Source organism: Citrobacter amalonaticus, assembly GCF_002918555.1.
GTDB lineage: Bacteria > Pseudomonadota > Gammaproteobacteria > Enterobacterales > Enterobacteriaceae > Citrobacter_C > Citrobacter_C amalonaticus_A.
On the sequence record NZ_PQMB01000011.1, the window covers coordinates 1 to 24,586 of the forward strand.

The 24,586-nt window shown below is 50.5% G+C and carries 43 protein-coding genes and 1 rRNA gene; 6 read left to right on the plus strand and 38 right to left on the minus strand.

All coding sequences use genetic code 11. The features are described 5' to 3' along the window. Together C3432_RS26915 and C3432_RS26920 are read right to left on the minus strand one after the other, a co-directional pair. A 16S ribosomal RNA gene (locus tag C3432_RS26915) occupies positions 1–391 on the minus strand; the annotation flags it as partial. Between the two features lie 265 nt (positions 392–656). Continuing rightward, positions 657–866, minus strand: a complete 210-nt coding sequence (locus tag C3432_RS26920) for a hypothetical protein (protein ID WP_103780687.1) — start codon at positions 864–866, stop codon at positions 657–659. On the opposite strand from C3432_RS26920, the gene C3432_RS26925 reads away from it, so the two are divergent. After that, positions 865–1,419, plus strand: coding sequence for a gamma carbonic anhydrase family protein (locus C3432_RS26925; protein WP_103780689.1), 555 nt, complete (start codon positions 865–867; stop codon positions 1,417–1,419). The genes C3432_RS26920 and C3432_RS26925 overlap by 2 nt on opposite strands. Here C3432_RS26925 and C3432_RS26930 read toward each other — a convergent pair. The 6 genes from C3432_RS26930 to dprA are packed head-to-tail and all read right to left on the minus strand — an operon-like array spanning position 1,395 to position 5,187. Then, positions 1,395–1,652 (minus strand): DUF1488 family protein, encoded by a 258-nt coding sequence (locus tag C3432_RS26930; protein WP_103780691.1) that lies wholly within the window; start codon positions 1,650–1,652, stop codon positions 1,395–1,397. The genes C3432_RS26925 and C3432_RS26930 overlap by 25 nt on opposite strands. Beyond that, entirely contained in the window at positions 1,649–2,467 is an 819-nt protein-coding gene (gene aroE / locus C3432_RS26935; protein WP_103780694.1) for a shikimate dehydrogenase, read from the minus strand. Before aroE ends, C3432_RS26930 begins: the two co-directional genes overlap by 4 nt. 4 nt (positions 2,468–2,471) lie before the next feature. Beyond that, positions 2,472–3,044, minus strand: a complete 573-nt coding sequence (tsaC, locus tag C3432_RS26940; protein ID WP_103780696.1) for an L-threonylcarbamoyladenylate synthase type 1 TsaC — start codon at positions 3,042–3,044, stop codon at positions 2,472–2,474. Continuing rightward, positions 3,037–3,591, minus strand: coding sequence for a DNA topoisomerase family protein (locus C3432_RS26945; RefSeq protein ID WP_103780698.1), 555 nt, complete (start codon positions 3,589–3,591; stop codon positions 3,037–3,039). Before C3432_RS26945 ends, tsaC begins: the two co-directional genes overlap by 8 nt. A gap of 26 nt (positions 3,592–3,617) precedes the next feature. After that, on the minus strand, positions 3,618–4,091 hold the full coding sequence (smg, locus tag C3432_RS26950) for a DUF494 family protein Smg (RefSeq protein WP_103780701.1): 474 nt from the start codon (positions 4,089–4,091) through the stop codon (positions 3,618–3,620). Next, on the minus strand, positions 4,063–5,187 hold the full coding sequence (gene dprA / locus C3432_RS26955) for a DNA-protecting protein DprA (protein WP_103780703.1): 1,125 nt from the start codon (positions 5,185–5,187) through the stop codon (positions 4,063–4,065). Before dprA ends, smg begins: the two co-directional genes overlap by 29 nt. Positions 5,188–5,316: 129 nt before the next feature. Between dprA and def the strand changes: the two genes are divergently transcribed. From def to mscL, 5 genes are all read left to right on the plus strand, one after another. Continuing rightward, positions 5,317–5,826: a peptide deformylase gene (gene def / locus C3432_RS26960; RefSeq protein WP_103780706.1), complete on the plus strand. Its 510-nt coding sequence runs from the start codon at positions 5,317–5,319 to the stop codon at positions 5,824–5,826. Between the two features lie 14 nt (positions 5,827–5,840). Beyond that, positions 5,841–6,788 (plus strand): methionyl-tRNA formyltransferase, encoded by a 948-nt coding sequence (gene fmt, locus C3432_RS26965; RefSeq protein ID WP_103780709.1) that lies wholly within the window; start codon positions 5,841–5,843, stop codon positions 6,786–6,788. Between the two features lie 51 nt (positions 6,789–6,839). Continuing rightward, positions 6,840–8,129: a 16S rRNA (cytosine(967)-C(5))-methyltransferase RsmB gene (rsmB, locus tag C3432_RS26970; RefSeq protein WP_103780712.1), complete on the plus strand. Its 1,290-nt coding sequence runs from the start codon at positions 6,840–6,842 to the stop codon at positions 8,127–8,129. Positions 8,130–8,150: 21 nt separating this feature from the next. Continuing rightward, positions 8,151–9,527, plus strand: coding sequence for a Trk system potassium transporter TrkA (gene trkA, locus C3432_RS26975; protein WP_012908437.1), 1,377 nt, complete (start codon positions 8,151–8,153; stop codon positions 9,525–9,527). A gap of 144 nt (positions 9,528–9,671) precedes the next feature. Beyond that, positions 9,672–10,085 carry a large-conductance mechanosensitive channel protein MscL gene (gene mscL, locus C3432_RS26980; protein ID WP_103780715.1) on the plus strand — a complete coding sequence of 138 codons (414 nt, stop codon included), beginning with the start codon at positions 9,672–9,674 and terminating at the stop codon, positions 10,083–10,085. Here the strand turns inward: mscL and arfA are convergent. The 30 genes from arfA to rplC form a co-directional block, all read right to left on the minus strand. Beyond that, entirely contained in the window at positions 10,082–10,300 is a 219-nt protein-coding gene (arfA, locus tag C3432_RS26985) for an alternative ribosome-rescue factor ArfA (protein WP_103780717.1), read from the minus strand. The two genes, mscL and arfA, sit on opposite strands and share 4 nt — an antisense overlap. Positions 10,301–10,357: 57 nt before the next feature. Beyond that, the gene (zntR, locus tag C3432_RS26990; protein ID WP_103780719.1) at positions 10,358–10,783 is read right to left on the minus strand and encodes a Zn(2+)-responsive transcriptional regulator; all 426 of its coding nucleotides are present in this window, start codon (positions 10,781–10,783) and stop codon (positions 10,358–10,360) included. A 10-nt stretch (positions 10,784–10,793) separates the two neighbouring features. After that, positions 10,794–11,162 (minus strand): DnaJ family domain-containing protein, encoded by a 369-nt coding sequence (locus C3432_RS26995; RefSeq protein ID WP_103780721.1) that lies wholly within the window; start codon positions 11,160–11,162, stop codon positions 10,794–10,796. A 105-nt stretch (positions 11,163–11,267) separates the two neighbouring features. Beyond that, entirely contained in the window at positions 11,268–11,654 is a 387-nt protein-coding gene (rplQ, locus tag C3432_RS27000; RefSeq protein WP_001216372.1) for a 50S ribosomal protein L17, read from the minus strand. A 40-nt stretch (positions 11,655–11,694) separates the two neighbouring features. Beyond that, positions 11,695–12,684, minus strand: a complete 990-nt coding sequence (locus C3432_RS27005) for a DNA-directed RNA polymerase subunit alpha (protein ID WP_001162094.1) — start codon at positions 12,682–12,684, stop codon at positions 11,695–11,697. A 25-nt stretch (positions 12,685–12,709) separates the two neighbouring features. Next, the gene (rpsD, locus tag C3432_RS27010) at positions 12,710–13,330 is read right to left on the minus strand and encodes a 30S ribosomal protein S4 (protein WP_000135226.1); all 621 of its coding nucleotides are present in this window, start codon (positions 13,328–13,330) and stop codon (positions 12,710–12,712) included. Between the two features lie 33 nt (positions 13,331–13,363). Beyond that, positions 13,364–13,753 carry a 30S ribosomal protein S11 gene (gene rpsK / locus C3432_RS27015; protein WP_001029684.1) on the minus strand — a complete coding sequence of 130 codons (390 nt, stop codon included), beginning with the start codon at positions 13,751–13,753 and terminating at the stop codon, positions 13,364–13,366. Positions 13,754–13,769: 16 nt separating this feature from the next. Continuing rightward, positions 13,770–14,126 carry a 30S ribosomal protein S13 gene (gene rpsM, locus C3432_RS27020; protein ID WP_012908431.1) on the minus strand — a complete coding sequence of 119 codons (357 nt, stop codon included), beginning with the start codon at positions 14,124–14,126 and terminating at the stop codon, positions 13,770–13,772. A 146-nt stretch (positions 14,127–14,272) separates the two neighbouring features. After that, entirely contained in the window at positions 14,273–14,389 is a 117-nt protein-coding gene (gene rpmJ, locus C3432_RS27025) for a 50S ribosomal protein L36 (protein ID WP_000868187.1), read from the minus strand. A 31-nt stretch (positions 14,390–14,420) separates the two neighbouring features. Then, a complete protein-coding gene (secY, locus tag C3432_RS27030; RefSeq protein ID WP_001118864.1) occupies positions 14,421–15,752 on the minus strand; it encodes a preprotein translocase subunit SecY in 1,332 nt (443 codons plus the stop codon). Between the two features lie 7 nt (positions 15,753–15,759). After that, entirely contained in the window at positions 15,760–16,194 is a 435-nt protein-coding gene (gene rplO, locus C3432_RS27035; RefSeq protein ID WP_001238917.1) for a 50S ribosomal protein L15, read from the minus strand. Positions 16,195–16,197: 3 nt separating this feature from the next. Beyond that, positions 16,198–16,377 carry a 50S ribosomal protein L30 gene (gene rpmD, locus C3432_RS27040; RefSeq protein ID WP_001140434.1) on the minus strand — a complete coding sequence of 60 codons (180 nt, stop codon included), beginning with the start codon at positions 16,375–16,377 and terminating at the stop codon, positions 16,198–16,200. Positions 16,378–16,380: 3 nt separating this feature from the next. Further along, positions 16,381–16,884 (minus strand): 30S ribosomal protein S5, encoded by a 504-nt coding sequence (gene rpsE, locus C3432_RS27045; protein WP_000940121.1) that lies wholly within the window; start codon positions 16,882–16,884, stop codon positions 16,381–16,383. Positions 16,885–16,898: 14 nt separating this feature from the next. Further along, positions 16,899–17,252 carry a 50S ribosomal protein L18 gene (rplR, locus tag C3432_RS27050; RefSeq protein ID WP_000358956.1) on the minus strand — a complete coding sequence of 118 codons (354 nt, stop codon included), beginning with the start codon at positions 17,250–17,252 and terminating at the stop codon, positions 16,899–16,901. 9 nt (positions 17,253–17,261) lie between these two features. Continuing rightward, positions 17,262–17,795, minus strand: a complete 534-nt coding sequence (gene rplF, locus C3432_RS27055) for a 50S ribosomal protein L6 (RefSeq protein WP_000091939.1) — start codon at positions 17,793–17,795, stop codon at positions 17,262–17,264. Positions 17,796–17,807: 12 nt separating this feature from the next. After that, positions 17,808–18,200, minus strand: a complete 393-nt coding sequence (gene rpsH / locus C3432_RS27060; protein WP_058684833.1) for a 30S ribosomal protein S8 — start codon at positions 18,198–18,200, stop codon at positions 17,808–17,810. 33 nt (positions 18,201–18,233) lie between these two features. Next, on the minus strand, positions 18,234–18,539 hold the full coding sequence (rpsN, locus tag C3432_RS27065; RefSeq protein WP_001118929.1) for a 30S ribosomal protein S14: 306 nt from the start codon (positions 18,537–18,539) through the stop codon (positions 18,234–18,236). A gap of 14 nt (positions 18,540–18,553) precedes the next feature. Then, positions 18,554–19,093 (minus strand): 50S ribosomal protein L5, encoded by a 540-nt coding sequence (rplE, locus tag C3432_RS27070; protein ID WP_103780723.1) that lies wholly within the window; start codon positions 19,091–19,093, stop codon positions 18,554–18,556. A gap of 14 nt (positions 19,094–19,107) precedes the next feature. Further along, entirely contained in the window at positions 19,108–19,422 is a 315-nt protein-coding gene (gene rplX, locus C3432_RS27075; protein ID WP_015962742.1) for a 50S ribosomal protein L24, read from the minus strand. Between the two features lie 10 nt (positions 19,423–19,432). Beyond that, positions 19,433–19,804 (minus strand): 50S ribosomal protein L14, encoded by a 372-nt coding sequence (rplN, locus tag C3432_RS27080; protein ID WP_000613954.1) that lies wholly within the window; start codon positions 19,802–19,804, stop codon positions 19,433–19,435. A gap of 164 nt (positions 19,805–19,968) precedes the next feature. After that, positions 19,969–20,223: a 30S ribosomal protein S17 gene (gene rpsQ, locus C3432_RS27085; RefSeq protein ID WP_002438707.1), complete on the minus strand. Its 255-nt coding sequence runs from the start codon at positions 20,221–20,223 to the stop codon at positions 19,969–19,971. Then, a complete protein-coding gene (gene rpmC / locus C3432_RS27090) occupies positions 20,223–20,414 on the minus strand; it encodes a 50S ribosomal protein L29 (RefSeq protein ID WP_000644742.1) in 192 nt (63 codons plus the stop codon). The genes rpsQ and rpmC overlap by 1 nt, the downstream gene beginning before the upstream one ends. Continuing rightward, a complete protein-coding gene (gene rplP / locus C3432_RS27095; RefSeq protein WP_000941212.1) occupies positions 20,414–20,824 on the minus strand; it encodes a 50S ribosomal protein L16 in 411 nt (136 codons plus the stop codon). Before rplP ends, rpmC begins: the two co-directional genes overlap by 1 nt. 12 nt (positions 20,825–20,836) lie before the next feature. Continuing rightward, positions 20,837–21,538: a 30S ribosomal protein S3 gene (gene rpsC / locus C3432_RS27100; protein ID WP_000529945.1), complete on the minus strand. Its 702-nt coding sequence runs from the start codon at positions 21,536–21,538 to the stop codon at positions 20,837–20,839. Between the two features lie 17 nt (positions 21,539–21,555). Continuing rightward, positions 21,556–21,888 carry a 50S ribosomal protein L22 gene (gene rplV, locus C3432_RS27105; protein WP_000447529.1) on the minus strand — a complete coding sequence of 111 codons (333 nt, stop codon included), beginning with the start codon at positions 21,886–21,888 and terminating at the stop codon, positions 21,556–21,558. A 14-nt stretch (positions 21,889–21,902) separates the two neighbouring features. Then, positions 21,903–22,181 (minus strand): 30S ribosomal protein S19, encoded by a 279-nt coding sequence (gene rpsS / locus C3432_RS27110; protein WP_001138117.1) that lies wholly within the window; start codon positions 22,179–22,181, stop codon positions 21,903–21,905. Positions 22,182–22,197: 16 nt separating this feature from the next. Beyond that, complete coding sequence (gene rplB, locus C3432_RS27115; protein WP_103780726.1) at positions 22,198–23,019, minus strand: 50S ribosomal protein L2; 822 nt, start codon at positions 23,017–23,019, stop codon at positions 22,198–22,200. Between the two features lie 17 nt (positions 23,020–23,036). Then, complete coding sequence (gene rplW / locus C3432_RS27120; RefSeq protein ID WP_000617546.1) at positions 23,037–23,339, minus strand: 50S ribosomal protein L23; 303 nt, start codon at positions 23,337–23,339, stop codon at positions 23,037–23,039. Further along, positions 23,336–23,941: a 50S ribosomal protein L4 gene (gene rplD, locus C3432_RS27125; RefSeq protein WP_000424395.1), complete on the minus strand. Its 606-nt coding sequence runs from the start codon at positions 23,939–23,941 to the stop codon at positions 23,336–23,338. Before rplD ends, rplW begins: the two co-directional genes overlap by 4 nt. A gap of 10 nt (positions 23,942–23,951) precedes the next feature. Beyond that, entirely contained in the window at positions 23,952–24,581 is a 630-nt protein-coding gene (rplC, locus tag C3432_RS27130) for a 50S ribosomal protein L3 (protein ID WP_103780728.1), read from the minus strand. Positions 24,582–24,586: the final 5 nt, after the last annotated feature.

Sequence of the window (24,586 nt, forward strand, 5' to 3'; positions counted from 1 at the left end):
CATCAGGCTTGCGCCCATTGTGCAATATTCCCCACTGCTGCCTCCCGTAGGAGTCTGGACCGTGTCTCAGTTCCAGTGTGGCTGGTCATCCTCTCAGACCAGCTAGGGATCGTCGCCTAGGTGAGCCGTTACCCCACCTACTAGCTAATCCCATCTGGGCACATCCGATGGCAAGAGGCCCGAAGGTCCCCCTCTTTGGTCTTGCGACGTTATGCGGTATTAGCTACCGTTTCCAGTAGTTATCCCCCTCCATCGGGCAGTTTCCCAGACATTACTCACCCGTCCGCCACTCGTCAGCRAAGCAGCAAGCTGCTTCCTGTTACCGTTCGACTTGCATGTGTTAGGCCTGCCGCCAGCGTTCAATCTGAGCCATGATCAAACTCTTCAATTTAAGTTTGATGCTCGTAGAATTAAACTTCGTAATGAATTACGTGTTCACTCCAGAGACTTGGTATTCATTTATTGTCCGAAGACATTAAGAATCCATGTCACTTTGAGTGCCCACACAGATTGTCTGATAAATTGTTAAAGAGCAGTTGCGACGCGCTTCAACGCTCTGTCGCGAGGTGGCGTATATTACGCTTTCCTCTTTCAGAGTCAACCCTGAATTTCAGGATTTTTCTCTTCAACCGGCCCGGCTGTTTGTGTGAAGTGATTCACATCCGCCGTGTCGATGGAGGCGCATTATAGGGATCCCATTTTATTGCACAAGCCTTTTTTCGATCTTTTTTTCTGTTTGTTGATTTTTCACCCCTTTCGTTCCATTCATGCGCAATTTGGCTGATTTTTGATAGCTGAATCACTTGCGCAAGGCCAAAATCACGACCAAAGTCTTCATTACTGTTCTCTTTACTTGAGGTAAACATGTCTGACGTATTGCGCCCTTATAAAGATCTTTTCCCACAGATCGGTCAACGGGTGATGATCGATAGCAGCAGCGTTGTCATTGGTGACGTGCGTCTGGCGGACGATGTTGGGATCTGGCCGCTTGTCGCGATTCGAGGTGATGTAAACTATATCGAAATCGGTGCGCGCACCAATATCCAGGATGGCAGCGTGCTGCACGTCACTCATAAATCAACGTCCAATACTGAGGGTAATCCCTTAATTGTGGGTGAAGATGTGACAGTGGGGCATAAAGTCATGCTCCACGGCTGCATTATCGGCAACCGTGTTCTGGTCGGGATGGGCTCGATCCTGTTAGATGGGGCGATCATTGAAGATGACGTTATGATTGGCGCGGGGAGCCTGGTACCACAAAACAAACGCCTGGAAAGCGGCTATCTCTATTTGGGCAGCCCGGTAAAACAGATCCGCCCGCTGAATGACACAGAGAAAGCCGGATTGCAATACTCTGCGAAAAACTATGTGCAATGGAAAGACGAATACCTCGATCAGGAGAACCAAACCCATCCTTGATCGTTTTCCTGCTGGGTCTGGATCAACACTTCCGCTTCTTCTTCCAGATCCCAGCGATTTTCCCGAAAGTAAGCTAACCACTGTTCAGGATGATCTCCACCGAAGCGGCGCGCCAGCGTTTCTCCTTTAATTGCACACATCAGTTGCATGCCATTTACCAGCGCAGGAAAGCAAACCGCGTCTTTATCCGCACGCCACTCCTCCCTGTCCGGAAACTGAATCGCCTGGTTCATGCCGACAGTTCCTGTTGCAGCCGCACAATCACTGGCTCAATCTCCGGCAACACGCCATGCCAGAGCAAAACGGCATGGGCAGCTTGCCCCACCAGCATTCCCAGGCCGTCGGCATAACGTTTTCCCCCCTGCTGCACACACCAGGAAAGAAACGGCGTATTCCCTTTTTGGTAAAACATGTCATAGCAGCAGACAGACGAATGAACGAGCGATGCAGGAATCGACGGAATTTCACCGCTGATCCCGCTGGAAGTTGCATTGATGATCAGATCAAACTCATATCCATCCAGCTCATCCATCCCCACAGCCTGAACGCTCCCGGTATGGGCGAAAATCTGCGCCAGTTCCTCAGCGCGAGAAGCCGTTCGATTCACAATCGTCACGGCGCAATCCATAGAAAGCAACGGTAACAATACGCCACGAGATGCGCCTCCCGCCCCGATGAGTAAGATACGCAGTCCGGGACGGATAAAAGCGAGACGTTTAAGATCGCTCAACAACCCTATTCCGTCGGTGTTATCACCGAGTAATCGACCGTCATCCAGCAATTTGAGTGTATTGACTGCACCAGCCAGTGCCGCGCGCTCTGTCAGCTCATCGGCACGTGCAAATGCCTCTTCTTTGAAAGGCACTGTAATGTTCGCGCCTTTTCCTCCCTCAGCAAAAAAAGCGTTGAGGGTATTAATGAAGTCATTAACAGGAGCCAGCACTCGCCCGTACGGATGAGCAATATTCAACTGCTGAGCAAATTGCTGATGAATAAACGGCGACTTACTGTGCGCGACAGGATTACCAAAAACAGCGTAGGTTTCCATTATCTTACCCCTGTCGAAACAGTTTACCCGTCAGGGCGTCGCGAATTTCAGAAGGGTTCAACCGACCACCGGTTTCACCGACAACCACCGGGAAATCTGAACCAAACTGATTGTGCACTTCTTCCACCGTACGACAAGGTGGTAATCCGCTCAGGTTAGCGCTGGTTGAAACCAGCGGCTTACCATAAGCCTGGCACAATGCAACCACCAGCGGATGATCCGTGACACGAACCGCCAGGGAATCAAAACGGCCGGTCAGCCAGCGCGGCGTTGTTGCAGGAGCAGGAAAAACAAACGTAACCGGGCCGGGCCAGCACGCAAATACCGCCTCTCGTTGAGCATCCGTCAGCATACTGTCGTCAATATAGGGCTTGAGTTGTTCGAAGCTCGCCGCAATCAAGATTAACCCTTTATCCACAGGGCGCTGCTTTAGCTTCAGCAGACGGGTAACCGCTGTTTCGCTGTCCGGGTCGCATCCGACGCCGAAAACAGCCTCCGTTGGGTAAGCGATGACATTTTCTTTATTCAATACCGCCACCGCAGCAGCGATGGTGTCTGTTGGCAGGATATTATTCACTTTTTTGTTCCACCGGAACCGGCTTTCCACATTGTTTACTGGCGCAAAAGTACTTCACACCCTGCGCAGTTTTCTTTTCGATGAGTAGCGGATAATGACACTCAGGACACTCCCCCGCTACCGGTTTGAAGTTAATGACAAACTGGCACTCCGGATAGCGATCGCAGGAGTGAAAAGTTTTACCATAACGAGAACGCCGTTGAACCAGGTGGCCCGTCTGGCACTGGGGACAGGTAATGGCGGTTTCATCAGGCTTGTCGATGAGTTCGGTATGCTCGCACGCAGGATAATTACTGCAGCCGATGAACATACCAAAACGTCCCTGCCGCAGCACCAATTCTGCGCCGCAGACAGGACAAAACTTTCCCTCCAGAACTTTGACAATGTGTCCGTCTGCTGACGACTTCAGCGAACGGATATAGTCACATTCCGGATAGTTCGAGCAGCCGAGAAACGGTCCATGTTTCCCGGAGCGTATAACCAGCTCAGCCCCACACTGTGGACAGGGCTCATTTTTACGCACCGTGAACAGTGCAGATTTAGCCATAATAATTCATGCTGTATTAAGGTTGATTAATGCAGCATACCTTCATTCACTTCAAAGAGTAATTCTTCCATTTGCTGATATGCATTTTCACACCCTGGAATGTTGAACAAAACCATCAGGATCACCCACTTCAGGTCTTCCAGGTCGAATTCTGCGGTATCCAGCGCGAGCACGCGTTCAATCACCATTTCCCGCGTTTCGAGGTTTAGCACCTGAATCTGCTCCAGGAATAACAAAAATCCCCGGCAACTGGCATCCAGGCGATCGCACTCTTCTGGAGTATAAATACGAACAGAGAGAGGGTCGGAAGCAAGCTGCATGGGTTCAGCAAGTCCTTCCTGGTAGTCAGCAAGTTTTTCCAGCCACAGTAGCGCGTTGTAGATGTCTTCACGCTCAAAACCAGCGTCGGTAAGATCCCGTTCAAGTTTGTCCTGATCCACACGCAGTTCAGCCTCATTGTGGATGTATGTCTCAAACAAATACATTAGTACGTCGAACATGGCATGCCCTCCTCAATCGGACATAGCCGCCGGGTACAGCTGCGATCCATCCTGCTAACTCCAGTTCGAGCAGTTGAGCCACGACCTCTGGCACAGGTTGGCCGGCACGTTCAGCGACGACGTCAACAGGTGTTACCTCATCTCCTACGTTAGCCAGGAGCTCAGGAAATGGCAATGCCACGACTTCTCGTTCCGGTGAATAAAATGAATTTTCAGGCACATCTGGCAGCCATTGCAGTCCATATTGCAAATTTTCCAGTATTTCCTCTGGTGCCGTCACAAGTGTGGCCCCTTGTTTAGCCAGCCAATGAGGACCTTCACTTCCCGGATTTCCTACCGGCCCCGGTAAAACAAAAACATCACGCCCCTGCTCCAGCGCACAACGGGCGGTAACCAGTGAGCCACTTCGTAGGGTTGCCTCAATCACCAGCACACCTTTACTTAAGCCGCTGATAATGCGATTTCTGCGCGGGAAATTTCGCGCAAGTGGATATGTGGTCAGTGGGAATTCAGAAACCAGCGCCCCTCCCGCTGCCAGCAAATTTTCAGCGAGTCGGACATGATGTCGTGGATAGATGGTTTTCAGGCCGTTCCCCAGAACCGCGACCGTTATCCCTTTAACCTGAAGCGCGGCCTGATGCGCCACACCATCAATGCCCCTCGCCAGTCCACTGGTAATGGTCACTCCGCTGGCCGCTAGTTTTTCACAAAACAGCCTTCCCCAGCGTTCGCCATACCATGAGTGGACGCGACTACCCACCACAGCGAGCTGGAAATGATTAAGACATTCGGGCTCGCCAGCAACAAAAAGAGCCCCCGGATAATCGTCAATAGCGTGAAGCTGGGCAGGATAGTTATCGTTGTCAGCAATGAGCAAATGATGTTGAGGGTTCTCAAGCCAGCGCAACGTATCTTCCAGATCTTTATCAGGAAACGTTAAAAATCGCTCAGCCTGCCGCCCAGAGAGCCCGGCATGTCGAAGTACCATGTTATCAATATGGGACTGAGTCATCAGACAGTGAGCGATACGAACCATCTCATCACCGTACAATTCGCTGATGCTCATCAAACGTAGCCAAATTTCCGTACGGGTCATCCTTATCCCCTTGCCACAAGCAGTCCTGGCAATCTTTGCGATTGGTCACTGATGCTGTCAATCAGAGGGGGATTTGTCTAGAATAGTGGTAATAATCTTTCCAACTCCTGAACACAACTCTGGATAACTATGTCAGTTTTGCAAGTGTTACATATTCCGGACGAGCGCCTTCGCAAAGTCGCGAAACCGGTAGAAGAAGTAAATGCAGAAATTCAGCGTATCGTCGATGATATGTTCGAGACGATGTACGCGGAGGAAGGTATTGGTCTGGCAGCAACCCAGGTCGATATCCATCAACGTATCATCGTGATTGATGTTTCAGAAAACCGCGATGAGCGTCTGGTGCTCATTAATCCGGAACTGCTGGAAAAAAGCGGGGAGACCGGTATTGAAGAAGGTTGTCTGTCTATTCCTGAGCAGCGGGCTTTGGTGCCGCGTGCTGAAAAAGTGAAAATTCGCGCACTCGATCGCGAAGGTAAATCTTTTGAGCTGGAAGCCGACGGTCTGCTGGCCATCTGCATTCAACATGAGATGGATCACCTGGTTGGGAAGCTGTTCATCGACTATCTGTCGCCACTGAAGCAACAACGTATTCGTCAGAAAGTTGAAAAACTCGATCGCCTGAACGCCCGGGCTTAAGGACAAGAACTAACGTGCCAGATTCACTACGAATTATTTTTGCGGGTACACCTGACTTTGCAGCGCGTCATCTCGACGCGCTGTTGTCTTCTGGACATAACGTCGTTGGCGTGTTTACCCAACCAGACCGCCCTGCAGGACGGGGTAAAAAGCTGATGCCTGGCCCGGTGAAAATACTGGCTGAAGAGAAAGGCATACCTGTATTTCAGCCTGTCTCGTTACGTCCGCAAGAAAATCAGCATTTAGTTTCTGAGCTACACGCAGACGTTATGGTTGTTGTGGCCTATGGTCTGATTCTGCCAAAGGCGGTGCTGGATATGCCGCGCCTGGGCTGTATTAACGTTCACGGTTCCCTGCTTCCGCGCTGGCGCGGAGCAGCGCCAATTCAACGTTCACTCTGGGCTGGCGATGCCGAAACGGGCGTAACAATCATGCAGATGGATGTCGGTCTGGACACGGGCGACATGCTTTATAAGCTTGCGTGCCCAATCACCGCAGAAGACACCAGCGGTACGTTGTACGACAAGCTGGCGATCCTGGGACCGCAGGGGCTGATTGAAACACTAAAACAACTTGCCGCAGGCACTACAAAACCGGTTGTACAAGATGAAGCACTGGCCACCCATGCAGAAAAGCTCAGCAAAGAAGAAGCGCGTATCGACTGGACGTTATCTGCGGAACAGCTGGAGCGCTGCATCCGTGCCTTTAATCCCTGGCCAATGAGTTGGATAGAAATTGATGGTCAGCCAGTAAAAGTCTGGCAGGCGTCAGTGATTGAGTCGGCAACCAACGCCGAACCAGGAACCATCCTTGAGGCGACAAAACAAGGTATTCAGGTTGCGACCGGCAACAACATTCTGAATCTCCTTTCGCTGCAACCTGCGGGGAAAAAAGCGATGAGCGCCCAGGATCTTTTAAATTCACGCCGGGAATGGTTTGTTCCTGGCACCCGTCTGGCCTGACGGTCACTTCTTAATACGCCCGGTGTTGCCGGGCATTTTTATTTTGCGCTTATGAAAAAACAACTCAATTTACGCAGTCTGGCAGCACAGGCTGTTGAACAGGTTATCGAACAAGGGCAGTCGTTGAGCAATGTGCTCCCGCCACTACAGCAAAAAGTATCGGATAAAGACAAAGCACTGCTTCAGGAACTTTGCTTTGGCGTATTGCGTACGCTTTCGCAGCTGGACTGGCTTATCAACAAGCTGATGTCCCGGCCGATGACCGGGAAACAGCGTACCGTGCACTACCTGATTATGGTGGGCTTTTATCAGTTGCTGTATACCCGCATTCCGCCTCATGCAGCGCTGGCAGAGACGGTTGAAGGCGCAATAGCCATAAAGCGCCCACAGCTTAAAGGATTGATCAATGGCGTATTACGTCAGTTTCAACGTCAGCAGGAAGAGCTGTTGGCCGAATTTTCCCGTAGCGATGCGCGCTTTTTACATCCTTCCTGGCTACTGAAACGCCTGCAAAAAGCATATCCCTCAAACTGGGAAGAAATTGTTGAAGCCAACAATCAACGTCCCCCCATGTGGCTGCGCGTGAACCGTATACATCATTCGCGCGACAGCTGGCTGGCATTGCTTAAAGATGCAGGTATGGAGGGTTTTACTCATCCTGCTTACCCTGACGCCGTACGCCTGGAAAAACCCGCTCCAGTGCATGCTTTACCAGGATTCGAAGAAGGCTGGGTTACGGTTCAGGATGCCTCCGCTCAGGGCTGCATCAGTTTCCTTACCCCGAAAAACGGCGAACATGTTCTGGATCTGTGTGCCGCTCCTGGCGGTAAAACAACGCACATTCTCGAAGCGGCTCCTGAGTCGCAGGTGTGGGCCGTCGATATTGATGAGCAACGTCTCTCCCGCGTCTATGACAACCTGAAACGCCTGGGGATGAAAGCCACCGTTAAACAGGGTGATGGTCGTTATCCAGCGCAGTGGTGCGGTGAGCAGCAATTTGATCGTATCCTCCTGGATGCTCCCTGTTCTGCCACTGGCGTTATTCGCCGTCATCCGGACATCAAGTGGCTGCGCCGCGATCGGGATATTGCTGAACTGGCTCATCTACAATCTGAAATCCTGGATGCGATATGGCCGCATCTCAAATCCGGAGGAACGCTGGTTTACGCCACCTGTTCTGTATTACCGGAAGAGAACAGTCAGCAAATTAAAGCCTTTTTGCAACGTACAGCGGATGCCGTGCTTAGCGAAACAGGTAACCCGGAGCAACCTGGTCAGCAAAATCTACCGGGTACTGAAGAAGGTGACGGCTTCTTTTACGCTAAGCTAATCAAAAAGTGATGAGATAACGGGTCGCGATTGATGAAAATTATCATACTGGGTGCAGGACAGGTCGGCGGTACGCTGGCTGAGAACCTGGTCGGTGAGAACAACGACATCACGGTGGTTGATACCAACGGAGAACGTCTGCGCAGCCTGCAGGACAAGTTTGATCTCCGCGTCGTACAAGGGCATGGTTCTCATCCCCGCGTGTTACGCGAAGCGGGTGCGGACGATGCCGATATGCTGGTCGCCGTCACCAGCTCAGATGAAACAAATATGGTCGCCTGTCAGGTGGCCTACTCGCTGTTCAATACACCAAACCGTATCGCGCGTATCCGTTCCCCTGATTATGTTCGTGACGCTGACAAACTGTTCCACTCCGAAGCCGTTCCTATTGATCATCTGATTGCACCTGAGCAGCTGGTTATCGATAGTATTTACCGCCTGATTGAGTATCCAGGCGCGCTGCAGGTGGTGAATTTTGCTGAAGGCAAGGTCAGTCTGGCGGTCGTGAAGGCCTATTACGGTGGACCATTAATCGGTAATGCACTGTCGACAATGCGGGAACATATGCCGCATATCGATACTCGTGTCGCGGCCATTTTTCGCCATGACCGCCCAATTCGTCCGCAGGGATCTACCATTGTGGAAGCCGGCGATGAAGTCTTCTTCATCGCCGCATCACAGCATATCCGCGCGGTAATGAGTGAACTTCAGCGTCTGGAAAAACCATACAAGCGTATTATGCTGGTTGGTGGCGGTAATATCGGTGCTGGCCTCGCGCGTCGTCTGGAAAAAGATTACAGCGTGAAGTTGATCGAACGAGATCAGCAACGAGCTGCCGAACTTGCCGAGAAACTGCAAAATACGATCGTCTTTTTTGGGGATGCTTCAGATCAGGAACTTCTTGCAGAGGAGCATATCGATCAGGTTGATCTGTTCATCGCCGTAACCAACGATGATGAAGCTAACATTATGTCAGCGATGCTCGCCAAACGTATGGGAGCCAAAAAGGTGATGGTGCTCATTCAGCGCCGGGCCTATGTCGATCTGGTGCAGGGCAGCGTCATTGATATTGCCATTTCACCGCAGCAGGCAACGATCTCTGCGTTACTCAGCCATGTGCGCAAAGCCGATATTGTGGGTGTGTCTTCATTGCGTCGAGGCGTAGCAGAGGCAATAGAAGCCGTTGCTCACGGAGATGAAAGTACCTCACGCGTTGTTGGCCGGGTAATTGACGAAATTAAACTTCCGCCGGGAACGATAATCGGGGCAGTGGTTCGCGGTAACGACGTAATGATCGCCAATGATAACCTGCGTATTGAACAGGGTGACCATGTCATTATGTTCCTGACCGATAAAAAGTTTATTACCGACGTTGAACGCTTATTCCAGCCAAGTCCTTTCTTCCTGTAATTTTTGAGGGTGCTGAAACCGCACCCTTTTCAATTCCCTTTTAATATCAAGGTTTAATTTATTTTTCTAAAGAGAATATCAACAAATGGAAAATCTCTTAACATTTGTTAAACTTATAAACGTCAGCTGCATAGGGAGAATAAAATGAGCATTATTAAAGAGTTTCGCGAATTCGCGATGCGCGGGAATGTTGTGGATTTGGCGGTGGGTGTCATTATCGGTGCGGCATTCGGTAAGATTGTTTCATCACTGGTTGCCGATATCATCATGCCACCGCTGGGTTTATTAATTGGTGGGATCGATTTTAAACAGTTTGCCTTTACGTTACGCGATGCGCAGGGAGATATCCCGGCTGTCGTTATGCATTATGGTATGTTTATCCAGAACATCTTCGATTTTATTATTGTTGCTTTTGCCATCTTTATGGCAATTAAGCTTATCAACAAACTCAATCGTAAAAAGGCTGAAGAACCTGCCGCACCGCCTGCACCAACAAAAGAAGAAGTACTGCTTACAGAGATCCGCGATCTGCTGAAAGAACAGAATAATCGCTCTTAACAGGCTACTGAAAGCAGAAGGCCAGTGGTAAAAAAGTGATTCACTTTCTTGCCACTGGCCTCCCAGTTACTCCGGTTACCATGCTTACCTTTACGCAGATAGCTCCCTTTCCCTTTCTTGTTTTTTTCAACACGTTGTCTGAACAGTGGGTCATGCAGTAACGCCTCTATGGCATTGTCCTTTATCTGCCCTTTCATATGCTGATAACGACTCATAATAGCTCCAGTTTGTATGGTTTAACGGCGCAAGTTTAGTCCCGCCAGATTAATAAATCAACCACCCGACTTTACTCCGCTGGCCCCCTGCTCCAGCGCTTCCAGTATCGAGCAGTACACACTACTGTGTGCAGTTCCACAGCAGGCATCATTCAGACGTTGCAATGAGCGCTGCATGCTTTGCAGTTCGGCAATTCTGGCTTCAACCTCTTTCAGTCTCTCCTGAACAATCCCTTTAGATTCCTGGCAGGTGTGATGCTCTGGATCAACGCGGATCGACAATAGTTCACGGATCGACTCAAGCGTAAAACCAAGTTGTCGGGCATAGCGGATAAATTTGAGACGCTGAAGATCGTTTTCCGTATACAACCGAAATCCTCCTTCCGTGCGCACCTCATGTTCCATCATTTGCTGCTTTTCATAGTAGCGGATGGTATCAGGAGTCACTTCCGCCAGTTTTGCCAGTTCACCAATGCGATACATACAGGCTCCATTAATTGTTATCAATCTTCTGCAGCAGTTTGTCTGCATACTCGCCGCGTAAAAATTCGGTGCTTAGCCCAGCCTGACGCAACTTCATTTCGAGGAGAGATAATCGGCGACTCAATTCTGGGTACTGCGGATCATCTTGCCGAACGCCTTTAAGTAGATCCAGCAGCTGAATGGCTTCTTTGCGCTGTTCAAGTTCTGGCGGAAGACAGCCCGCATTTTTCAACAGGCGATAACCCGCGCGGAGTTCCGCTGGAACATACGAGTCATCATCCAGAATCAGCGGTTCGCCGCTGCCAGAGAGATTCTGAAATTCTCCCTTCGTCTGTGCATCAATAATATGACGCTCCGCCCACTGGTCCAGTAACCACATAAACGCTCCAGGGATGAACAAAAAGAGTACAGATATTGTAGATAAGTGAGGGCGGGGCAGATATAAAAAAACCCGCCGGAGCGGGTTTTTTTACGTTACCACAGATTACTCTGCAGCAGCTTCTGCTTTCGACTCAGAACGATCAACCAGCTCGATGTATGCCATCGGCGCGTTGTCGCCTGCACGGAAGCCACACTTCAGAATGCGAGTGTAACCACCGGCGCGGCTCGCAAAACGCGGGCCCAGCTCGTTAAACAGTTTTGCCACGATCTCGTTATCACGAGTACGGGCGAATGCCAGACGACGATTAGCTACGCTATCAGTCTTGGCAAGAGTAATCAGCGGCTCAACTACGCGGCGCAGCTCTTTCGCTTTAGGCAGGGTCGTCTTGATGATTTCATGACGAACCAGTGAACCTGCCATGTTGCGGAACATAGCCTGGCGATGGCTGCTGTTGCGGTTCAGTTGACGACCACTCTTACGATGGCGCATGACCTTATCCTTCTCAGTAAAACCTTAACCTGTGATCCGGTTACTCGTCAGCGATGCTTGCCGGTGGCCAGTTTTCCAGGCGCATGCCCAGAGACAGTCCACGGGAAGCCAGCACGTCTTTAATCTCAGTAAGAGATTTTTTACCAAGGTTAGGCGTCTTAAGAAGCTCAACCTCAGTACGCTGTACCAGATCACCGATATAGTGGATAGCTTCTGCTTTAAGGCAGTTAGCAGAGCGGACAGTCAATTCCAGATCGTCAACAGGGCGCAGCAGGATCGGATCGAATTCTGGTTTCTCTTCTTTCACTTCCGGCTGACGTACATCACGTAAATCAACAAAAGCTTCCAGTTGTTCAGCCAGAATGGTCGCCGCACGACGAATCGCCTCTTCAGGATCGATTGTGCCGTTGGTTTCCATTTCGATGACCAGCTTGTCCAGGTCGGTACGCTGTTCTACACGCGCTGCTTCAACATTGTAGGCAATACGCTCTACAGGGCTGTAGCATGCGTCGACCAGCAGACGGCCGATTGGGCGCTCATCTTCTTCCGAATGAATTCGGGTAGAAGCCGGCACATAACCACGACCGCGCTGAACTTTGATACGCATGCTAATAGACGCGTTCTCATCGGTCAGGTGGCAGATCACGTGCTGCGGCTTGACGATTTCGACATCACCGTCGTGGGTAATGTCGGCTGCAGTCACAGGGCCAATGCCAGATTTATTCAAGGTAAGAATAACTTCATCTTTACCCTGAACTCTCACCGCCAGCCCTTTCAGGTTGAGCAGGATCTCCAGGATATCCTCCTGAACGCCTTCTTTGGTGCTGTACTCATGTAGTACACCATCAATCTCAACCTCGGTCACCGCGCAACCCGGCATCGATGAGAGCAGAATACGGCGCAGTGCGTTACCCAAAGTATGGCCGAAGCCACGCTCTAAAGGCTCAAGGGTCACCTTGGCGTGCGTCGAACTCACTTGCTCGATATCTACCAGGCGCGGTTTTAGAAACTCTGTCACAGAACCCTGCATTGTGTCCTCTCTTTGGTACTAAGCTTTACTTGGAGTAAAGCTCGACGATCAGGTGTTCGTTAATGTCCGCAGACAGATCAGAACGCTCAGGCTTACGCTTGTACGTACCTTCCATCTTGCCAGCATCAACTTCCAGCCAGGTTGGCTTTTCACGCTGCTCAGCCAGCTCCAGAGCGGCTTTCACGCGAGACTGCTTCTTCGCTTTCTCACGAATGCTAACAACGTCATTCGGACTAACCTGATAAGAAGCGATGTTAACAACACGACCGTTTACCATAATCGCTTTGTGGCTAACCAGCTGACGTGCTTCTGCACGAGTGGCACCGAAGCCCATACGGTATACAACGTTGTCCAGACGACCTTCCAGCAGAGCCAACAGGTTTTCACCGGTGTTGCCTTTCAGACGTGCTGCTTCTTTATAGTAGTTACGGAACTGACGCTCCAGCACACCGTAGATACGGCGAACTTTTTGCTTTTCACGCAACTGCACACCATAGTCAGACAGACGCGGTTTACGCGCACCGTGCTGGCCAGGAGCTTGTTCAATTTTACACTTGGTATCGATCGCGCGAACGCCAGACTTAAGGAATAAGTCGGTGCCCTCACGACGGCTCAGCTTGAGCTTAGGACCCAAATATCTTGCCATTTTCTTTCTCCAACAAACCTGGAAAACGAAGCGTTATACGCGACGTTTTTTCGGCGGACGACAACCGTTATGAGGGATCGGAGTCACATCAGTAATATTAGTGATGCGGAAACCAGCGGCGTTCAGAGCACGAATAGTTGATTCGCGGCCTGGACCCGGACCTTTAACCATAACTTCCAGATTCTTGATACCGTATTCTTTTACGGCGTCAGCGCAACGCTCTGCTGCAACCTGAGCTGCAAACGGAGTGGATTTGCGAGAACCACGGAAACCGGAACCACCGGCTGTTGCCCAACCCAGCGCGTTACCCTGACGATCAGTGATAGTCACGATGGTGTTGTTGAAAGAAGCATGGATATGAGCCACGCCGTCAGAGACTTGTTTTCTTACACGCTTACGTGCACGAATTGGTGCCTTTGCCATTATTCAATCACCCCGATTATTTCTTGATCGGTTTGCGCGGACCCTTACGGGTACGTGCGTTGGTCTTGGTACGCTGACCGCGAACCGGAAGACCACGACGATGACGCAAACCGCGATAGCAACCAAGATCCATCAGGCGCTTGATGCTCATGCTGATTTCACGGCGCAGATCACCTTCAACGACAAATTTAGCAACTTCGTCACGCAGTGTGTCGATTTGTCCTTCAGACAGCTCACTGATCTTAACATTTTCAGCGATACCCGCTGCAGCCAGAATGGCTTTAGAACGGGTCTTACCGATGCCGTAGATCGAAGTTAATGCGATCACAGCATGTTTCTGATCAGGAATGTTAATGCCTGCTATACGGGCCACTATGCACTCCTACTATTTAATATGTACGCACCATGCTGAAAAGCCCGTTTTCAGGATACTCAAATGGAAACGTACAGACATACAAAAGATTGGCTGGCTAATCTAGCCAGCTCAACCCAACTTTGCAAGAAAAATATGCGAAAAAATCAGCCTTGGCGCTGTTTATGCTTCGGCTCGGCACTGCAAATCACACGGATGACACCATCACGCTTAACGATTTTGCAGTTACGGCATAATTTCTTGACGGAAGCACGAACTTTCATTTTTACTCTCCGTAACTTCTCGGGCACCCAATTAACGGCCGTAGCCTTTCAGGTTCGCCTTCTTCAATGCAGACTCATACTGACTGGACATCATCAGAGTTTGCACTTGAGCCATAAAGTCCATAATCACGACAACAACGATAAGCAATGAGGTCCCACCGAAGTAGAACGGTACTTTCATTGCATCACGCATGAACTCCGGGATCAGGCAGATAAAGGTAATGTAAAGCGCACCAACTAAAGTCAGGCGAGTCATTACTTTATCGATATACTTCGCCGTTTGCTCTCCCGGACGAATTCCTGGTACAAATGCACCGGACTTCTTCAGGTTATCTGCTGTTTCACGCGGGTTGAAAACCAACGCCGTATAGAAGAAACAGAAGAATATGATTGCAGACGCATAGAGTAACACATAAAGCGGTTGCCCAGGCTGCAAATACAGCGAAATTGTTGTCAGCCAGTTCCAACCAGTCCCGCCCCCGAACCATGACGCGATGGTTGCCGGGAACAGAATAATACTGGAAGCGAAGATTGCCGGGATTACCCCCGCCATATTCACTTTCAGCGGTAAATGTGTGCTCTGTGCAGCATAGACACGACGACCTTGTTGACGTTTCGCGTAGTTTACCACAATGCGGCGTTGACCACGTTCAACAAATACAACAAAGAACGTCACTGCAAATACTAATACTGCAACCAACAGCAACACGAGGAAGTGCAGGTCGCCTTGACGCGCTTGCTCGATAGTATGGGCAATGGCTGGCGGGAGTCCCGCGACAATACCGGCGAAGATAATGATAGAGATACCGTTACCGATACCACGTTCAGTAATCTGTTCGCCCAACCACATCAGGAACATCGTTCCTGTAACCAGACTTACAACAGCGGTGAAATAGAATGCAAAGCCTGGATTCATCACCAGGCCCTGCATACCAGGCATATTCGGCAGACCGGTAGCAATACCGATCGACTGGAATATCGCCAGCACCAGAGTACCGTAGCGGGTGTACTGGCTGATCTTACGACGACCAGACTCCCCTTCTTTCTTGATTTCTGCCAACGTTGGATGAACCACCGTCAGCAGCTGGATAATAATTGATGCCGAAATGTACGGCATAATACCCAGGGCAAAGATAGAAGCACGGCTGAGAGCACCACCAGAGAACATGTTAAACATTTCAATGATGGTGCCTCGCTGTTGCTCAAGCAGTTTGGCAAGTACAGCGGCATCAATACCAGGGATCGGAATAAAAGAGCCAATACGGAACACAATAAGCGCACCGATAACAAACAGCAGTCTGCGTTTCAGCTCGCCTAAGCCACCTTTGGCACTTTGAAAATCTAATCCCGGTTGTTTAGCCATCTGCTACTTATTCCTCGATTTTACCGCCAGCAGCTTCGATAGCAGCACGAGCGCCTTTAGTAACACGCAGGCCACGAACAGTTACCGGAGTAGTGACTTCACCAGCCAGGATCACTTTCGCGAACTCGATCTGGATACCGATAATGTTTGCTGCTTTCAGCGTATTCAGGTCTACAACGCCGCCTTCTACTTTCGCCAGGTCAGACAGACGAACTTCGGCTGTAATCGCTGCTTTACGAGAGGTGAAGCCGAATTTCGGCAGACGACGGTACAGAGGCATCTGACCACCCTCGAAACCGCGACGTACGCCACCGCCAGAACGAGACTTCTGACCTTTGTGACCACGACCACCGGTTTTACCGAGGCCAGAACCGATACCACGACCCAGGCGTTTACCCGCCTTTTTAGAGCCTTCGGCCGGAGACAGAGTATTTAAACGCATCTCTTACTCCTCAACTTTAACCATGAAGGAAACCGCGTTGACCATACCGCGAACAGCAGGAGTATCCTCGCGCTCTACGGTGTGACCAATACGACGCAGACCCAGGCCAAGCAGCGTTGCCTTGTGTTTCGGCAGACGACCGATTGCACTGCGGGTTTGAGTAATTTTAATAGTCTTTGCCATGGTTTATTTCCCCAGAATTTCTTCAACGGATTTACCACGCTTGGCAGCGACCATTTCTGGAGAATTCATATTTTCCAGGCCATCAATAGTTGCACGAACCACGTTGATCGGGTTGGTGGAACCGTATGCTTTAGCCAGAACGTTATGAACTCCAGCAACTTCCAGAACGGCGCGCATTGCACCACCGGCGATGATACCGGTACCTTCGGAAGCTGGCTGCATGAATACACGAGAACCCGTGTGAACACCTTTAACCGGGTGTTGCAGGGTGCCGTTATTCAGCGCGACGTTAATCATGTTGCGACGGGCTTTTTCCATCGCCTTCTGGATCGCTGCTGGAACTTCACGCGCTTTACCGTAACCAAAACCAACGCGACCGTTACCATCGCCAACTACAGTCAGAGCTGTGAAGGAGAAAATACGACCACCTTTAACGGTTTTAGATACGCGGTTTACCGCGATCAGCTTTTCCTGCAGTTCGCCAGCTTGTTTTTCGATGTGAGCCATCTTACACCTCTACCTTAGAACTGAAGGCCAGCTTCACGGGCAGCATCTGCCAGTGCCTGGACACGACCATGATATTGGAACCCGGAACGGTCAAAGGACACATCTTTGATGCCTTTTTCCAGAGCGCGTTCAGCGACAGCTTTACCCACAGCTGCAGCCGCGTCTTTGTTACCGGTGTACTTCAGTTGTTCAGCGATAGCTTTTTCTACAGTAGAAGCAGCTACCAGAACTTCAGAACCGTTCGGTGCAATTACCTGTGCGTAAATATGACGCGGGGTACGATGTACCACCAGGCGAGTTGCGCCCAGCTCTTTGAGCTTGCGGCGTGCGCGGGTCGCACGACGGATACGAGCAGATTTCTTATCCATAGTGTTACCTTACTTCTTCTTAGCCTCTTTGGTACGCACGACTTCGTCGGCGTAACGAACACCCTTGCCTTTGTAAGGCTCAGGACGACGGTAGGCGCGCAGATCTGCTGCAACCTGGCCGATCACCTGCTTATCAGCGCCTTTCAGCACGATTTCAGTCTGAGTCGGACATTCTGCAGTAATACCTGCTGGCAGCTGATGGTCAACCGGGTGAGAGAAACCTAAAGACAGGTTTACTACATTCCCTTTAACCGCTGCACGATAACCTACACCAACCAGCTGCAGCTTCTTAGTGAAGCCTTCGGTAACACCGATAACCATTGAGTTCAGCAGGGCACGCGCGGTACCAGCCTGTGCCCAACCGTCTGCGTAACCATCACGCGGACCGAAGGTCAGTGCATTATCTGCATGTTTAACTTCAACAGCATCGTTGAGAGTACGAGTCAGCTCGCCGTTTTTACCTTTGATCGTAATAACCTGACCGTTGATTTTTACATCAACGCCGGCAGGAACAACGACCGGTGCTTTAGCAACACGAGACATTTTTTCCTCCGATTAGGCTACGTAGCAGATAATTTCGCCACCAAGACCAGCCTGGCGCGCTGCACGATCAGTCATAACACCTTTAGAGGTAGAAACAACTGCGATACCCAGACCCGCCATAACTTTCGGCAGCTCATCTTTACGTTTATAGATGCGCAGACCTGGGCGGCTGACACGCTGAATGCTTTCTACAACAGCTTTACCCTGGAAATACTTAAGAGTCAGTTCCAGTTCCGGCTTGGTGTCGCCTTCAACTTTAAAATCTTCAATAAAACCTTCTTCCTTCAGCACGTTGGCAATTGCCACTTTCAGCTTGGAGGAAGGCATGGTGACCGCAACTTTGTTCGCGGCCTGACCGTTACGGATACGGGTCAGCATATCCGCGATCGGATCTTGCATGCTCATCTGTCTTTACTCCCGTGATTCAATTGGTGACAATTACCAGCTAGCCTTTTTCAAGCCTGGCACTTCACCGCGCATGGCGGCTTCACGCAGCTTAATACGGCTCAACCCGAACTTGCCCACATAGCCATGTGGACGACCTGTTTGACGGCAGCGGTTACGCTGACGGGACGGGCTGGAATCACGCGGCAGAGACTGCAGCTTCAGAACAGCATTCCAACGATCTTCGTCAGAAGCGTTCACATCAGAGATGATTGCTTTCAGTTCAGCGCGTTTCGCGAAGTATTTATCAGCTAAAGCTACGCGTTTTACTTCGCGTGCTTTCATTGATTGCTTAGCCATTTAGTAACCCTACCTTACTTGCGGAACGGGAAGTCAAAGGCAGCCAGCAGAGCACGGCCTTCTTCGTCAGATTTCGCAGTAGTGGTAATGGTAATATCCAAACCACGAACGCGGTCGACTTTATCGTAGTCGATTTCTGGGAAGATGATCTGCTCACGGACACCCATGCTGTAGTTACCACGACCGTCGAAAGACTTAGCGGACAAGCCACGGAAGTCACGGATACGCGGTACAGCAATAGTGATCAGGCGCTCAAAGAACTCCCACATGCGTTCGCCACGCAGAGTTACTTTACAGCCGATCGGATAGCCCTGACGGATTTTGAAGCCTGCAACTGATTTGCGTGCTTTGGTGATCAGCGGTTTTTGACCGGAGATTGCTGTCAGGTCAGCTGCTGCGTTATCCAGCAGTTTCTTGTCAGCGATCGCTTCACCAACACCCATGTTCAGGGTGATCTTCTCGACCCGAGGGACTTGCATGACAGAATTGTAGTTAAACTCAGTCATGAGTTTGCTAACTACTTCGTCTTTGTAGTAATCATGCAGTTTCGCCATCGTACTACTCCAAATTACTTGATAGTTTCGCTGTTAGATTTAAAGAAACGGACTTTTTTGCCGTCTTCGAATCTAAAGCCTACACGGTCAGCCTTGCCGGTTGCCGCATTGAAGATTGCAATGTTAGAGATCTGAATAGCTGCTTCTTTCTCTACAATGCCGCCTGGTTGGTTCAGAGCCGGAACCGGCTTCTGGTGCTTCTTAACCAGGTTGATACCTTCAACGATGACCTTGCCGGAAGACAGGACATTCTTAACTTTACCGCGCTTACCTTTATCTTTACCGGTTAACACGATAACTTCGTCATCACGACGGATTTTCGCTGCCATGATTCGCTCCTTAGAGTACTTCTGGTGCCAGAGAGATAATTTTCATGAACTTCTCGTTACGAAGTTCACGAGTTACCGGCCCAAAAATACGCGTACCGATAGGCTGCTCACTGTTATTGTTTAAAATAACGCATGCATTACCATCGAAGCGAATGACAGAACCGTCCGGGCGACGAACACCCTTCTTGGTGCGCACCACTACCGCCTTCAGCACATCACCTTTTTTGACCTTACCACGCGGAATTGCTTCTTTGATGGTGATCTTGATGATGTCGCCTACGCCTGCGTAGCGACGGTGCGAGCCACCCAGAACCTTGATACACATTACGCGACGTGCACCGGAGTTGTCGGCGACGTTCAGCATAGTCTGTTCTTGGATCATTTTAGTGCTCCGCTAATGTCAACTACTACTGAGACCCGAAATCAGGTCGTTAAAAAAGCCCCATATCGGGGGCGCGGCATTATAACACCGCTCAAACGATATGGGTAGAAAAAATAAACGGCTCATCGCTGAGCCGTTTATTCGTATCGAGAATGGGTACTGTATTACAGAACCGCTTTCTCTACAACGCGAACCAGCGTCCAGGACTTAGTCTTGGACAGCGGACGGCACTCACGGATTTCAACCTTGTCGCCGATACCGCATTCGTTGTTCTCGTCATGTACGTGCAGTTTGGTCGTACGCTTAATGAATTTACCGTAGATCGGGTGTTTCACAAAACGTTCGATAGCAACAACAATGGATTTCTCCATTTTGTCGCTAACAACGCGACCTTGCAGAGTACGGATTTTATCGGTCATTACGCACCCGCCTTCTCAGTCAGTAAAGTCTTAACGCGTGCGACATCACGACGCACTTGCTTCAACAGGTGAGACTGTTGCAGCTGGCCACTTGCAGCCTGCATACGCAGGTTGAACTGCTCACGCAGCAGGTTCAGCAGCTCGGTGTTCAGCTCTTCAACGCTCTTCTCACGCAGCTCTTTTGCTTTCATTACATCACCGTCTTAGTTACAAAGGTGGTTTTAATCGGCAGTTTCGCTGCTGCCAGCTTGAATGCTTCACGGGCCAGCTCTTCCGGTACGCCGTCCATTTCATACAGGACTTTACCCGGCTGAATCAAGGCAACCCAATACTCCACGTTACCTTTACCTTTACCCATACGCACTGCCAGCGGCTTTTCAGTGATCGGTTTGTCCGGGAATACACGGATCCAGATCTTACCTTGACGCTTAACTGCACGGGTCATAGCACGACGTGCTGCTTCGATCTGACGGGCAGTCAGACGACCACGGCCAACAGCTTTCAGACCGAAGCTGCCGAAGCTAACATCCGTACCCTGCGCCAGACCGCGGTTACGGCCTTTGTGCATTTTACGGAATTTTGTACGCTTTGGTTGTAACATCAGCGACGCTCCTTATTTACGGCCTTTACGCTGCTGCTTTTTAGGTTGAGCAGCCGGTTTTTCCGGTTGTTCAACAGCAGCCATACCACCCAGGATCTCGCCTTTGAAGATCCACACTTTAACGCCGATTACACCGTAAGTGGTGTGCGCTTCAGAGGTGTTGTAGTCGATGTCAGCACGCAGAGTGTGCAGAGGTACGCGACCTTCGCGGTACCATTCGGTACGTGCGATTTCCGCGCCGCCCAGACGGCCGCTAACTTCAACTTTGATACCTTTAGCGCCCAGACGCATTGCGTTCTGTACAGCACGCTTCATAGCACGACGGAACATAACACGACGTTCCAGCTGAGAAGTGATGCTGTCAGCAACCAGTTTTGCGTCCAGTTCAGGTTTACGAACTTCGGCGATATTGATCTGTGCAGGAACGCCAGCGATATCCGCTACGACCTTACGCAGTTTTTCTACGTCTTCGCCTTTCTTACCGATAACGATACCCGGACGAGCGGTGTGAATAGTCACACGGATGCTCTTAGCCGGACGCTCGATAACGATACGAGATACGGACGCTTTAGCCAGTTCCTTAGTCAGGTACTGACGTACTTTAAAATCGCTGTCCAGGTTGTCAGCGAATTCTTTGGTGTTCGCAAACCAGGTAGAGTTCCATGGTTTTACAATACCCAGGCGAATACCATTAGGATGTACTTTCTGACCCATTGCTAGTCTCCAGAGTCTCAGCGATCGGACACAACCACAGTGATGTGGCTGGTGCGCTTCAGGATGCGATCTGCACGACCTTTTGCACGCGGCATAATGCGCTTCATGCTCGGGCCTTCGTCTACGAAAATTTTCGTAACTTTCAGATCGTCAATGTCAGCGCCATCGTTGTGTTCAGCGTTAGCAATGGCAGATTCCAGGACTTTCTTAACCAGTACAGCCGCTTTCTTATTGGTGTAGGTCAGAATATCCAGAGCCTGCGACACTTTCTTACCGCGAATCAGGTCTGCAACAAGGCGAACCTTCTGAGCAGAAGAACGAGCATGGCGATGTTTAGCGATAGTTTCCATCTCTTCCTCCTACCTTATTTCTTCTTCGCTTTTTTATCAGCAGCGTGGCCGCGATAAGTACGAGTCGGTGCGAATTCACCCAGTTTGTGACCGACCATTTCATCGGTTACAAATACCGGAACGTGCTGACGACCATTATGGACAGCGATGGTCAAACCGATCATGTTAGGAAAGATCGTTGAACGACGGGACCAAGTGCGCAGGGGCTTCTTGTCTCCGCTTTCCACCGCTTTCTCTACCTTCTTCAGCAAGTGCAGGTCAATAAAAGGACCTTTCTTGAGAGAACGTGGCATGGCTTATCCTCTAAAATTATTTGCTACGGCGACGTACGATGAATTTATCAGTACGCTTGTTGCTGCGGGTCTTCTTACCTTTGGTCTGAACGCCCCACGGAGTTACCGGGTGCTTACCAAAGTTACGACCTTCACCACCACCATGTGGGTGATCGACTGGGTTCATCGCCGTACCACGAACGGTCGGACGAATACCACGCCAGCGTGCAGCACCTGCTTTACCCAGAACGCGCAGCATATGCTCAGCATTGCCAACTTCGCCCAGAGTTGCACGGCAGTCTGCTTCGACTTTACGCATTTCACCAGAACGCAGACGCAGGGTGACATAAGCACCGTCACGAGCAACGATCTGAACGTAAGTACCAGCGGAACGTGCCAGCTGACCGCCTTTACCTGGTTTCATTTCTACGTTATGAACAGTAGAACCAACCGGGATATTGCGCATCGGCAGGGTATTGCCTGGTTTGATTGCAGCATCAACGCCAGACTGAATCTGGTCGCCAGCTTTCAGGCCTTTAGGGGCCAGGATGTAACGGCGCTCACCGTCTTTGTACAGAACCAGCGCGATGTTCGCGGAACGGTTCGGATCGTACTCAAGACGTTCAACAACTGCCGGAATACCATCTTTGTTGCGCTTAAAGTCAACAATACGGTATGCCTGCTTGTGGCCACCACCGATATGACGAGTGGTGATACGGCCATTGTTGTTACGACCACCGGATTTGCTGTTTTTTTCCAGCAACGGAGCAAAAGGTTTGCCCTTGTGCAGCTCAGGGTTAACCACTTTAACGACGTGGCGACGACCCGGAGATGTCGGTTTACATTTAACAACTGCCATTGTATTACTCCTCCGACTTACTCAGCGCCGCCAACGAAGTCCAGGTTCTGGCCTTCCTTCAGGGTGACGTAAGCTTTTTTCCAGTCGCTACGACGACCGATACGCTGTCCGTGACGTTTAACTTTCCCTTTAACAACCAGGGTGTTAACGACTTCGACTTCGACTTCAAACAGTTTCTGCACAGCAGCTTTGATTTCTGCTTTGGTCGCGTCTTTAGCAACTTTGAGAACGATGGTGTTAGTTTTTTCCATCGCAGTAGACGCTTTTTCAGAAACGTGCGGTGCACGCAGCACCTTCAGCAGACGTTCTTCACGAATCATGCCAGCATCTCCTCAACTTGCTTAACAGCATCAGCAGTCATTACGACTTTGTCGAAGGCGATCAGGCTAACCGGGTCGATACCAGTTGCATCGCGTACGTCAACCTTATGCAGGTTGCGCGCAGCCAGGAACAGGTTCTCGTCCAGCTCACCGGTGATGATCAGCACATCTTCCAGAGCCATGTCTTTCAGTTTCTGAGCCAGCAGCTTAGTTTTAGGCGCTTCAACAGAGAACTTCTCGACAACGATCAGACGATCCTGACGTACCAGTTCGGACAGAATGCTTTTCAGCGCGCCGCGGTACATCTTTTTGTTAACTTTTTGACTGTGGTCCTGCGGACGAGCAGCGAAGGTCACGCCACCAGAACGCCAGATCGGGCTCTTGATAGAACCTGAACGCGCACGGCCGGTACCTTTCTGGCGCCACGGCTTTTTGCCTGAACCAGTTACTTCAGCACGAGTTTTCTGAGCACGAGTGCCCTGACGAGCTCCAGCTGCATAAGCAACAACAACCTGGTGTACCAGCGCTTCGTTGAAATCACGACCGAAGGTAGTTTCGGAAACAGTCAGCGCGCTCTGCGCGTCTTTCAATACTAATTCCATTGCTATCTCCTCACGCCTTCACAGCTGGTTTAACAATCAGGTCACAGCCGGTTGCACCCGGGACAGCACCTTTAACCAGCAGCAGGTTGCGCTCAGCGTCAACGCGTACTACGTCAAGGCTCTGAACGGTTACGCGCTCGTTACCCATCTGACCTGCCATTTTCTTGCCTTTGAACACTTTGCCCGGAGTCTGGTTCTGACCGATAGAACCCGGAACACGGTGAGACAAGGAGTTACCGTGAGTCGCGTCCTGGGTACGGAAGTTCCAGCGCTTAACGGTACCTGCGAAACCTTTACCTTTAGAGGTGCCAGTTACGTCAACTTTTTTAACTTCAGCAAAGTGCTCAACACTGATGCTCTGACCTACGGTGAACTCTTCGCCTTCAGCAAGACGGAATTCCCACAGACCACGACCAGCTTCTACGCCAGCTTTAGTGAAGTGGCCTGCTTCAGGTTTGGTCACACGGTTAGCTTTTTTAGCACCGGTGGTAACCTGAACGGCACGATAGCCGTCGTTAGCCAGGTCTTTAACCTGAGTAACACGGTTTGCTTCAACTTCGATAACGGTTACTGGGATAGAAACGCCGTCTTCAGTGAAGATACGGGTCATACCCACTTTTTTACCGACTAAACCAATCATTGTTT